This window comes from Hoeflea sp. (assembly GCF_984452065.1).
The window spans coordinates 1-11033 of sequence record NZ_CFHWAF010000122.1 but is presented as its reverse complement, the minus strand read 5'-3'; the positions used below and the strand labels follow the sequence as shown (position 1 = coordinate 11033).

General features: G+C 61.4%; 10 protein-coding genes. 2 read left to right on the top strand and 8 right to left on the bottom strand.

Annotated features, from left to right (window positions below; translation table 11 throughout):
• The 3 genes from AC5E6N_RS18955 to AC5E6N_RS18945 form a co-directional block, all read right to left on the bottom strand.
• On the bottom strand, positions 1–474 hold a 474-nt coding region (locus AC5E6N_RS18955; RefSeq protein ID WP_491749282.1), incomplete at its 3' end, for a TRAP transporter large permease subunit.
• Positions 467–940, bottom strand: a complete 474-nt coding sequence (locus AC5E6N_RS18950; RefSeq protein ID WP_491749281.1) for a TRAP transporter small permease — start codon at positions 938–940, stop codon at positions 467–469. The genes AC5E6N_RS18955 and AC5E6N_RS18950, both read right to left, overlap by 8 nt.
• A gap of 56 nt (positions 941–996) precedes the next feature.
• Positions 997–1974, bottom strand: coding sequence for a TRAP transporter substrate-binding protein (locus tag AC5E6N_RS18945; protein ID WP_491749280.1), 978 nt, complete (start codon positions 1972–1974; stop codon positions 997–999).
• Between the two features lie 253 nt (positions 1975–2227).
• Here AC5E6N_RS18945 and AC5E6N_RS18940 point away from each other — a divergent pair, with 253 nt between their 5' ends.
• Complete coding sequence (locus AC5E6N_RS18940; protein ID WP_491749279.1) at positions 2228–3211, top strand: LysR family transcriptional regulator; 984 nt, start codon at positions 2228–2230, stop codon at positions 3209–3211.
• Here AC5E6N_RS18940 and AC5E6N_RS18935 read toward each other — a convergent pair.
• Positions 3198–3695 (bottom strand): RidA family protein, encoded by a 498-nt coding sequence (locus tag AC5E6N_RS18935; RefSeq protein WP_491749278.1) that lies wholly within the window; start codon positions 3693–3695, stop codon positions 3198–3200. The genes AC5E6N_RS18940 and AC5E6N_RS18935 overlap by 14 nt on opposite strands.
• 260 nt (positions 3696–3955) lie before the next feature.
• Between AC5E6N_RS18935 and AC5E6N_RS18930 the strand changes: the two genes are divergently transcribed.
• Complete coding sequence (locus AC5E6N_RS18930; protein ID WP_491749277.1) at positions 3956–4936, top strand: YeiH family protein; 981 nt, start codon at positions 3956–3958, stop codon at positions 4934–4936.
• 52 nt (positions 4937–4988) lie between these two features.
• On the opposite strand, the gene AC5E6N_RS18925 is transcribed toward AC5E6N_RS18930, so the two are convergent.
• The 4 genes from AC5E6N_RS18925 to AC5E6N_RS18910 form a co-directional block, all read right to left on the bottom strand.
• Positions 4989–6494, bottom strand: a complete 1506-nt coding sequence (locus AC5E6N_RS18925) for an aldehyde dehydrogenase (NADP(+)) (RefSeq protein ID WP_491749276.1) — start codon at positions 6492–6494, stop codon at positions 4989–4991.
• Between the two features lie 11 nt (positions 6495–6505).
• Positions 6506–7651 carry a fumarylacetoacetate hydrolase family protein gene (locus AC5E6N_RS18920; protein ID WP_491749275.1) on the bottom strand — a complete coding sequence of 382 codons (1146 nt, stop codon included), beginning with the start codon at positions 7649–7651 and terminating at the stop codon, positions 6506–6508.
• Positions 7652–7868: 217 nt separating this feature from the next.
• Positions 7869–9323, bottom strand: coding sequence for an aldehyde dehydrogenase family protein (locus AC5E6N_RS18915; protein WP_491749274.1), 1455 nt, complete (start codon positions 9321–9323; stop codon positions 7869–7871).
• A gap of 324 nt (positions 9324–9647) precedes the next feature.
• Positions 9648–11033 (bottom strand): NarK family nitrate/nitrite MFS transporter (locus AC5E6N_RS18910; protein WP_491749273.1); only part of this gene is annotated, 1386 nt, incomplete at its 5' end.

Here is an 11033-nt window from a genome sequence, read left to right as displayed (position 1 = left end):
GTAGACGACCATCGTCAGGCTCGGCGGTATGATCAGCCCCAGAGCACCGGAGGACGCAACCACCGCGCCGGCCTGGGGCGCGGGATATCCCCGCCGCACCATGGACGGGATCAGGATCGAGCCGATCGCCGATGTGGTGGCCGGCGCCGAGCCGGAGATCGCGCCGAAAAAGGCCGATGCGCCGGTGGAGACCTGCGCCAGCCCGCCCGGAAAACGTCCAAGCAACAGGCCCGAGAGCTTCACCAGACGCTCGGAAATATGCGCCGCGGCCATGATATTGCCGGCCAGAAGGAAAAGCGGAATGGCAAGGAAGGGAAAGCTGTTCAGCCCGTTGAACAGCTTCTGCGGCATGATAAGAAGCGGAATATTGCTGCCGAAATAGAGCGCCGCCACGGAAGCAAGACCAAGCGCGAACGCGACGGGAACACCGGCAATCAAGAGACCGAAAAGAGAAAGGAACAGGATCTCAGTCATCGTGCCGGGCCTTTAGAAACTGTGTGACAAAGCTTTCGAACAGAAAGATCAGCGCCAGCACCGAGCACACGGGCATCGCCATGGAAACATAGCCGACCGGCAGCCCCGCCGCCGGTGAAACCTGACGCATGGCCCGTTGCGAAAGGTCGTAGCCTTCGGACATGATCAGGCACAAAAAGAGCGTCAGGCTCAGAAAGATAAAGACATCGACGAGCCGGGCCGCCGGGCGGGGCAGCAGCTTCCTGACAACGTCCATCGCGATGTGACGATTGTGACGAAAGGCGACGGCCGCCCCCAGAAAGACCGACCAGATCATTGAATAGATCGAGAGCTCGCTGGCTGCGGCAAGGGAGAAGTTGAACAGGAACCGGCTGGCGACCTGAGCGGTCACCAGGACGAACACGGCGAAAAGACACAGACCGGCCAGGCCCTTTACGACGGTCTCCAGCCAGTCAAATGCTTTCATCCTCTGGTTCCTTGTGGCGCCGGGGCCGCAGCAAAACCGCTACGGCCCGCTTTGTATCAGTTCGAGAGCGTCGTCTGTATTTCCTCGATGATGCCGGCATCCAGCTTACCCTTGAATTTGTCGATCACCGGCACCAGCGCGGCCTTGAAGGGCGCCGTGTCGACATCGTTGATCTTGTTTCCGAGCCGGGCCAGTTCAGCCCATTGCTCGTTTTCCAGATCATTGACCATCTCGAGGTGGACGCCGGCCATTTCCGTCGCGGTATCAAGCAATATCTTGCGGTATTCCTCCGGCAAGCCGTTGAGCTTCGCCTCATTCATGATCAACGGCGAGCCGAGATAGATGTGTCCTGTCTTCGAGGTATAGGCCTGCACCTCGTAAAACTTCTTGGTCAGAATATGCGCCGGCGGGTTTTCCTGCGCATCGGCCGTGCCCAGTTGCAGCGCCGAATAAAGTTCGCCGAACGAGATCACAACAGGATTGGCGCCGAGGGCCTTGAAGGTTTCGACAAAGACCTCGCCTTCGGGAACCCGGATCTTCAGGCCCTCCAGATCCTGCGGCTTCATAATAGGCATGCGGTTGTTGGTGACGTTACGCAATCCACCCATCCACCAGCCGATGACGACGGCGCCGGTGCCCTCCATCTTGGCCTTGAGCTTGTCACCGACCGGCCCCTGGAGAACCTCGTGCACATCATCCAGCGAAGAAAACAGGAACGGCAGGTTCAGGATGCCCATATCGGGAACCCAGTTGGACAGTACCGTATCTGAGACCAGGAAGATGTCCTGCGTGCCGAGCATCGTGCCTTCGACGGCTTCGAGCTGCTTGCCGAGCTGATCGGCGGGGTAGACCTGAATCTCGACATTGCCGTCCGTACGTTCCTTGACCTTGTCGGCAAAGAGCTGGGAGATCGTCTGATAATGGTGCGTCGGCGCGCCGGTATGACCGAGCCGCAGCATGATCGTCTCGGCCAGTGCCGCCCCGGACATCGACACGGCGACCGCCAATGTGGCCGCAAGAGTTGTCAGTTTCATCATCGGTTTCCTTCCTTTTGGACCAAGTGTCTCGTTTCCCCAAGCCCCGTCCTGCCCGGTCACCCCATATGGCCAATTATCTGTCTCGGGCGCCGGACGGTCGGGATATTCATCGCTACTGGTCTCAAGCATCACTATCGCACCGGCCAAAGTGACGCTGGAAGCACTAACTTGCGAAGGTCGCGTTGCCTTTTCGGCAACAAGATCATAGAAGTAAACCGGTAACCAGTTCGCCGGGTTTCGAGTTAAGAAAATGAATTTAAACGCCTTACGGTATTTTCTGGAGGTCGCGAAATGCCAGTCGATCCGCCGCGCCTCTGAACGCCTTCATATAGCGGCCTCGGCGGTCAGCCGGCAGATATCGGCGCTCGAACACGAACTGGACTGTGTCCTGCTCGAACGTCGCTCCGATGGCGTCAGCCTGACCGAAGCCGGCGAGCGGCTGCGCGCGCACGGGCTGAAGATCGATGCCCAGATACAATTGGTCCAGTCCGATATCGACGATCTGAAATCCCTGCATCGCGGCACGATCAACGTCACCACGGTTGAAGGCATCACCGAGAATTTCCTTCCCGAAATCCTCACCGAGTTCTCCAGCATCTATCCCGATGTCCGTTTTGAGATCACGGTGGCCAGCCGCGACGAGACCGTCGACGCTCTCGACCGCTATGAGGCGGATATCGGCTTTGTGTATGACTTCGTCCACCATCACGCCATTGATATTGCGGCACACTACGATCAACCCCTGCATGCCTTCGTGCCGGTCGGTCATGAGCTGTCCGGCGGGCGTGAGGTCACGCTCCGCGAGTTGCTGAAATACGACCATCTGCTGCCCGATTCGAGCTTCGGTATCAGCCAGCTGGTCAAGCGTGTGGCGAAACGGGAAAAGGCGGTTGTCGCGCCGAAGACCATCAGCAACAAGCTGCAGTTCCTCCGCAGCTTCGCGCTCTTGAACCATGCCGTGGTGTTCATGCCCGCGCAGGCGGTCTACACCGAACTTCGCCAGGGCCTGTTGGTTCCGGTCAATCTCAACTGCAGCGCCTTCGCGCATCGCAAGCTTTCCATCGCGACGCGCCGCCAGCGGGCGCTTTCGCCCGCAACGCTTCTGTTTTCCGATTTTGCGCAGGAGCGGTTCGGCACCTGGCAGGAACTGGACGAAGCGGCGCTGAAAGCAGCCCGGTTGAAGTGGGATGAACCATTCGCAGCGCGCGCCGCGGACAATGTCAGCCGCCCTTGATTTGAACCGTCATCTCGGCCTCGACCGGCGCATCGAGCCCCAATTCGTGCTGGAACAGCGCGGCGCGCGCGTGCTTGCCCCGCTCTTCGCCGAAGAGCGCGACGTAAAGATCGGATGCGCCGTTCAGCACCAGATGCGCCTCGGTGAAACCGGGCGCCGAATTCACATATCCGACCATCTTCACAATGCGCTCGATCCGGTCCAGACTGCCGATCACCTTCTTCATCAGCGCAAGATGGTTGAGCGCCATCAGCCGCGCGGATTCATAACCCTGTTCGATGGTGAGTTCGCGACCGAGCTTGCCGGCGATCGGCATGATGTCGTTGTCGTTCTCGTCCCGCACGGTCCCGAGAGTTCCGGACACATAAAGGATGTTTCCGACCTGAACTGCGGGAAGATAGTTGCCGATCGGCCTGGGCGCGGGCGGCAATTCCATCCCAAGCACTGCAAGGCGGTTTTCGACGTCTCCATCAGGTTCGAACATTCTTTATCCTTTCCACGACGATGCGCCGGCAAGGTAAACACTGCGAATCGACGCCGGAAGCACTCAAAGGGCAGCGATGCGTTGCCGGATCGGCAACAAGAACGATCGGAAATGAGACAATGGACGGTTCATTCGCAAAAAACTGGCCCTCTGCAGGAAGATACCTCTTGAGTATCACGCGCAGAATTGGTGACTTGCCCGTAGCCCACAATGCCAGGCGGCAGCATGACCGCTCTCCTCCCATCGGGTTTTGATAAACAATGACGATATCTCCTAGACAATTGATGCCGGGTGTTCTGTGCTGCCTCACGGTAGCGGCTGCCGCGCAGTTCCTGTCCGACCATTATGCCGCACCCCAGATGCTGTTTGCTTTGCTGCTCGGACTGGCCTTCCATTTCCTTTCCGAAGACGAAGCGGCCAGGCCCGGTGTCGAGTTTGCTTCCAAGACGCTGCTGAAGACCGGCGTTGCCTTGCTCGGCTTCCGCATCACCTTCGATCAGATTTCCGATCTCGGCTTTTCGACCATCGGATTGGTGGCCGGCGCCGTCGCCGTCACGATCCTGCTGGGTATCGGCCTGTCATATCTTCTGGGACGGCGCGCCCGGTTCGGCGTCCTGACCGGCGGCGCCGTCGCGATCTGCGGGGCATCGGCGGCGCTGGCCATTTCCAGTATTCTGCCGAGAAACAAGACACGTGAACGCGACACGATTTTCACCGTCGTGGCGGTCACGACCCTGTCGACCGTCGCGATGGTGATCTACCCGATCGTGGCATCGCTTGTCGGCTTTGACGATCAGACGACCGGCATCTTCCTGGGCGCGACCATCCACGACGTGGCACAGGTCGTCGGCGCCGGCTATTCGGTATCGGGGGAAGCCGGAGACGTCGCAACCGTCATCAAACTGTTCCGCGTGTCCCTGCTCGTGCCGGTCATTCTCCTCTTCACCCTCGTCTTTGCATCCAGGCAGCGCGGTCCGGTCCTGTCGCTGTTTCCACCCTTCATATTCGGCTTCTGCGCAGCCGTGACGCTCAACAGCCTGCAAGTGCTTCCCGAAACGATGGTGGGCCTGCTGGTCAGCCTGTCGCGCTGGCTTCTTGTCGCCGGCATTGTGGGGATCGGCATCAAGACGTCTTTCAAGAGCCTCATGGGCGTCGGCACGACGGCCATTGTGATCATCTCGGTCGAGACGATTTTCATTGCTCTTCTGGTGATGGGATATCTGAAAATATTCGCCGGCTAAACGCCGGCAGGACCGGCGGCCGGGAGGCCGCCGGTCAGTTGTTGCTTTATGTCTAGCGCAGATCCTCGGGAAGGATATCCACGGGGATGTTCTGATAGCAGACCGGCCTCAGAAAACGGCGGATGGACATTGTGCCGACCGATGTTGCCCCGAAATTGGTCGACGCCGGATAGGGACCGCCATGCACCATTGAATCGCAAACCTCGACGCCGGTCGGGAAGCCGTTGACCAGCAGCCGGCCGGCCTTGCGCTCCAGCACCGGCAGCAGATCGCGCGCAACCGGCTTGTCGGCATCGTCCATGTGAATGGTCGCGGTCAATTGACCCTGAAGCGATTGCGCCACCTTCATGCGCTCGTCGTCATTGTCGACGACGACCACCATGCCGAGCGGGCCGAAGACTTCTTCGCCGAGTTCCTCGTCGGCAAGCCATTGCGCACCCGTCGTGGCAAAGAGATAGGGCGTGGCGTTGCGCAGGTCGCATGTCGTCGTCAAAACCGTGCGCACCCCTTCGGACGCTGCAACCCGGTCGCGCCCCGCGTGATAGGCGGAGGCGATGCCGCCGGTCAGCATGACCTGACTGTCGACCTGTTCGAGCGCCGCGCCCGCGGCCTCGATGAAGGCATCGGCTTCGGCCGCGGCCTTGACCACCGCAATGCCTGGATTGGTGCAGAACTGGCCTGCCCCCATTGTCAGGGAAGCGGCCCACCCCGCCGCAATATCGGAGCCGCGTGCGCCGAGCGCATTGTCGAGGATGAACATCGGATTGACGGAGCCGAGCTCACCGAAGAACGGAATGGGCTCGGGGCGGCTTGCGCAAAGATCGAACAGAGCCCGGCCGCCGCCCAGCGAACCGGTAAACCCGACGGCCTTGATCAGCGGATGCTGGACAAGCGCCTGTCCGACGGCGCGGTTGCCGCCCTGGATCTGGCTGAAGACACCGGGATGGAGGCCGCATGCACTGCGCGCCGCATCGATGGCCTGCGCCACCAGGTCGCTGACGCCCGGATGCGCCGAATGGCCCTTGACGACAACCGGGCACCCGGCCGCGAGTGCTGCGGCCGTATCGCCGCCTGCCGTCGAGAACGCCAGCGGGAAGTTCGACGCGCCGAACACCGCCACCGGGCCGACCGGACGCTGCATCAACCGAAGATCCGGGCGCGGCAGCGGCTCCCGGTCGGGAAGCGCCGGATCGTACCGGCGGTCGAGATAGGCGCCGGCTTCGATGTGGTCGGCGAACAGCCTGAGCTGCCCCGCTGTGCGGCCGCGTTCGCCGACCAGCCGCGCCTCCGGCAGACCCGTCTCCTTCATGCCGGTTTCGGTGATCGCATCACCCCGGGCATCGATTTCGTCGGCAATCGTCCTCAGGAATGTCGCCCGCTCCGCCCGCGGCAATGAGGAATAACCGGCGAACGCGGCTTCGGCCTGTTCCACGGCGCGGTTGACCAGTTCGACGGTGCCGACGGCAAACCGGTCCGCCTCACCGCTCACCGGCTCGTTCGAAAACGTGTTGTCGCCGCCAATCCATTCACCGGCAACCAGATGTGTTCCGTTCAGCATGTATCAGGTCCTCAGATAAGGTTTCGTTTTGCAAGATTGCGCATCAGATGGCTGATGCCGAAGGTCCATTCAGCGCATTCGGTCGAAAGCCGCACCGTGTTGACCAGCCGGCCCAGTTGCGCAGCCGATATTTCCACCACATCACCCGCCTTGTGGGTAAAGCCTTCGCCGGGCGCATCGCGATCCTGCGTCGGCGCGAACAGCGTTCCCAGGAACAGGACGATGCCGTCCGGATATTGATGATGCCGCCCCAATGTCTGCGCGACGAGGTCTTCCGGGTCACGGCTGATTTCCTTCATCGAGGAATGGCCGTTCAGTTCAAACCCGTCCTCGCCTTTCACCGTCAGGTCTATCTCGGCGGTACGGACGTCATCAAGCGAAAACGTCTCATCAAACAGCCGAACCAAGGGGCCGATGGCGCAGGAGGCATTGTTGTCCTTGGCCTTGCTCAGCAGCAACGCGGAACGTCCTTCGACATCGCGCAGATTGACGTCGTTTCCAAGCGTCGCGCCAACGATACGGCCGGCGGAAGACACCATCAGAACCACTTCGGGTTCGGGATTGTTCCATCGCGAAATCGGGTGCAGCCCGACCTCTGCTGCCGGGCCGACCGATGACAGCACCTGAGCCTTGGAAAACACCTCGGCGTCCGGGCCGATCCCGACTTCCAGATACTGGCTCCACAACCCTTCTTCGATGAGCGCCGCCTTGACCTTTGCCGCCTCCGGCGATCCGGCCTTGATGTCGCGCAGGCTGTCGCCGATCGCCGCGGCGACCCGGCTGCGGATCTCCTCGGCCAGTTGCGGATCGCCTGCCGCGCGCTCCTCGATGACCCGCTCGACCATGGAACTGGCAAAGGTCACACCGCAGGCCTTCACACTCTGCAGATCGCATGGCGCCAGGAAATGAATCATCGTCATGTCGCCCGGACGATTGGCTTCGATCGCGGAAACCGATCCGAGATCGACACCCGCAGCACCGCGCACATATTCGGCCGGATCGTCCATCTCGCAGATGTCACGGACCAGCGGAGCATCCTTGCTGGTGATATCCAGGACCCTGTCGTCCCGGACCGTCACAACGGACGGCCCTTCGGCGGATGGATTCCAGACGCGCCCGAGATAAATTCCGTTTGCCGGCAAAGCAAAAGCCGTCATATCCGCGGCCCTTCCCTATCCTCGATGACCGGATTGGGCCACGTTTGTGATTTTGTCATGACAGATGATTACTCCTTGGCTGTTTCCTGTCGCCGGCCGGGCCGGCATGCAGTGTCGCGGACATGACTTACCGGTTTGAGACGAACCACGTCAAACACTCCCTTAAAAATCATGGGGTAAGGGGCGCAGAGCACAGGACTTCGCTGCGAAACACGCTCTATCCGTGCCGCGCCGCGACGGTCTTGAGGACCGAGAAGCCGTAGAGCGCCTCAAAGCCCTTTTCGCGCCCATGTCCCGAAAGGCCGGTGCCGCCAAAGGGCAGTTCGACACCGCCGCCGGCACCGTAATTGTTGAGGAAAACCTGTCCGGCGCGCAGCTTGCGCGCAAGCCTCATCTGGCGCCCGCCGTCACGGCTCCAGACCGAGGCGACGAGACCGAAATCGGTCCCGTTGGCGATCGTCACCGCCTCCTCCTCGTCCCCGAACGGAATGACGACCTGAACCGGTCCGAAAATCTCGTCCTGGGCCAATACATGATCCGGTGAGACCCCGGCAAACAAGGTTGGCGTCACATAGGCCCCGCCCTTCGGAGCATCCGCCTGAACCGTGCCTTCGGCCGCCACGTCCAGCCCCTCGCCCCTGGCCAGGAACCCGTCCACGATCTGCTTCTGGCGCGTGGAAATAACCGGCCCGACATCGAGATCGGCCAGCGCCGGACCGACTTTCAGCGCGCGGTATCGATCCGCCATGCGCGAAACGACTTCGTCGTAACGGCTCTTGTGAACGAGGATGCGGGACGAGGCCGAACAGGTCTGCCCGGCATTTTGCAGGCCGGCATTGACAAGGAAGGGCAGCGCCTCGTCGATATCGGCATCCTCGAAAACAAGCTGCGGCGACTTTCCGCCGAGTTCCAGCGTAACCGGCACCACATTTTGCGCTGCCGAAGACTGGATCAGCTTGCCGACACCGACCGAACCGGTAAACGAAATGTGGTTGACACCGGGATGGGCGGTCAGGGCCGCGCCGGCCTCCGCGCCGATCCCGGGCACGACATTCAATGCGCCCTTCGGCAATCCCGCGCGCCGCGCGAGCTCGGCGAAGGACAAGGCGGTGAGGCACGCTTCCTCCGCCGGTTTGAGGACCGCCGCATTGCCGGCGGCAAGGGCAGCGCCGACGGAACGGCCGATGATCTGCATCGGGTAGTTCCACGGAATGATATGACCCGTCACCCCGTGCGGCTCGCGCAGCGTGTAAACGGTGTAGCCGTCGAGATAGGGAATGGTCGTGCCGTGGAGTTTGTCAGCGGCCCCGGCATAAAATTCCATATAGCGCGCCAGCGCCACAACATCGGCGCGGGCCTGTCTGAGCGGCTTGCCGACATCCATGGCTTCCAGCCTGGCGAGTTCCTCGACATTCTCGAGCACCAGCTGACCGATGCGATAAAGCAGCCGGCCGCGCTCCGCCGCCGTGCTCCCGCACCATTCGCCGTCAAGGGCAGTCGATGCCGAAGCAACGGCCCGGTCAATGTCCTCACTCCCGCCGCGCGCGACGGCACAAAGGTTTGATCCGTCTGAAGGATTCGTCAACTCGAGGGTCTCGCCCACGGCGGACGGCACCCACTCACCGTCAATGAAACAGTGCGCGGTATCGAGATCGAACGGCCGAAAGGTCATGGAACTTCCATCTGGTTGCATATCGCCAAGCGCGGGAGCGCAGGTCACCGCAGGCAAAGTATTTCGGACATCTAAAGACCAGAATCAACCCGGTGAAACTACGCAACGCCACACATGCCGTCACTGGCATTGGTCCTGTACGAGGCCGTGCTCGATCCCCCATAGGCTGATCCCATGGCCTGCAAATGGCTCGACCGGCGGCACCCCTCAGGGCTGTCCGCCGGTCTGATCCACGGTTCCGGAATGTCTCTGCAATCCGCCGGCCCGGCTGGGCCGAAAAAGGCTGAACGGTCATTGATGCCGCTCAGCCTTTCCTGCTTGACCTCAGCAGGGCACGGACGCGCCGCGGCGGCTGTAGTAGAACCAGGTCACCACGAGGCACAGCACGTAGAAGCTGAGGAACGACCAGAGCGCCGCATTGGGTGCGCCGGTCATTTCGATCGACGTTCCGTAGAGCTTCGGAATGAAGAAGGCTCCGTAAGCGGCAATGGCCGATGTGAAGGCGATGATCGCCGCGCTTTCACGCTCGACGGACCGTTGTGTCTGGGTCTCGTCCAGTTGCGGCTCAAGGCGCGGGATTTCCTGCTTCATGATCGAGGGGATCATCTGGAATGTCGACGCATTGCCGACACCGGTCAGGAAGAACAGCGCCATGAAACAGGCGAAGAAGCCCCAGAAATTGCCGTTCGGGCCCGCTTCGGACGGCAGGAACTGCAGCACGCCGAAGACCGCGATGATCATGCCGAGGAAGACCCAGAAGGTCACCCGGCCGCCGCCATATTTGTCCGATACCCAACCGGTCGCGGCCCGGGAAAGCGCGCCGACGAGCGGCCCGAGAAAGGCGTAGCTCAAGGCATCGACTTCAGGATACTGGGTCCGCATGAGCAGCGGGAAGCCCGCGGCATAGCCGATGAAGGAGCCGAACGTGCCGATATAGAGGACGCACATCACCCAGTTGTGGTAGCGCTTGAGGATCGACATCTGCTCGCCGAGCGAAGCCTTCGCATCGGCAATGTCGTTCATGCCGAACCATGCGGCAATCGCGCCGACAGCGAGGAACGGCACCCAGATGAAGCCCGCGTTCTGCAGCCACAGCTGGCCACCGTCGGAAAGCTGCTGCGGCTCACCGCCGAGCGCGCCGAAGACACCCGCCGTGATGACCAGCGGCACGACGAACTGCATGACCGACACGCCGGCATTGCCGAGACCGGCATTGAGCGCCAGGGCATTGCCCTTGGTCTTCTTCGGATAGAAGTAGGCAATGTTCGCCATGGAGGACGCGAAGTTGCCGCCGCCGAAGCCGCACATCAGCGCCAGGATCAGGAAGGTGAAGTAGGACGTATTGGGGTCCTGAATGGCGAACCCGATTCCAAGCGCCGGCAAAAGCAGCGAGGCGGTTGAGATCGCCGTCCACTTCCGGCCGCCGAAAATCGGGATCATGAATGTGTAGAAAATTCTCAAGGTTGCGCCGGAAAGCCCGGGCAGCGCCGCAAGCCAGAAGCGCTCGCCGACCGAGAAGTCAAATCCGATGGCAGGCATCTTTGCGACGACGACGGACCAGACCATCCAGACCGAAAAGGCCATGAGCAGGTTGGGTATGGAAATCCACAGGTTGCGGGTGGCGATCGCACGGCCCTGGCTTTCCCAGAACTGCGGATCTTCGGGACGCCAATCGGTCAGCACGTGACCCTTATTGGCCGTGGGGTTATC

Bases quoted from the DNA above. Each gene is read 5' to 3' on its own strand.
- AC5E6N_RS18950 (WP_491749281.1), bottom strand. From the start codon at position 940: ATGAAAGCATTTGACTGGCTGGAGACCGTCGTAAAGGGCCTGGCCGGT.
- AC5E6N_RS18945 (WP_491749280.1), bottom strand. From the start codon at position 1,974: ATGAAACTGACAACTCTTGCGGCCACATTGGCGGTCGCCGTGTCGATG.
- AC5E6N_RS18940 (WP_491749279.1), top strand. From the start codon at position 2,228: ATGAATTTAAACGCCTTACGGTATTTTCTGGAGGTCGCGAAATGCCAG.
- AC5E6N_RS18935 (WP_491749278.1), bottom strand. From the start codon at position 3,695: ATGTTCGAACCTGATGGAGACGTCGAAAACCGCCTTGCAGTGCTTGGG.
- AC5E6N_RS18930 (WP_491749277.1), top strand. From the start codon at position 3,956: ATGACGATATCTCCTAGACAATTGATGCCGGGTGTTCTGTGCTGCCTC.
- AC5E6N_RS18925 (WP_491749276.1), bottom strand. From the start codon at position 6,494: ATGCTGAACGGAACACATCTGGTTGCCGGTGAATGGATTGGCGGCGAC.
- AC5E6N_RS18920 (WP_491749275.1), bottom strand. From the start codon at position 7,651: ATGACGGCTTTTGCTTTGCCGGCAAACGGAATTTATCTCGGGCGCGTC.
- AC5E6N_RS18915 (WP_491749274.1), bottom strand. From the start codon at position 9,323: ATGACCTTTCGGCCGTTCGATCTCGATACCGCGCACTGTTTCATTGAC.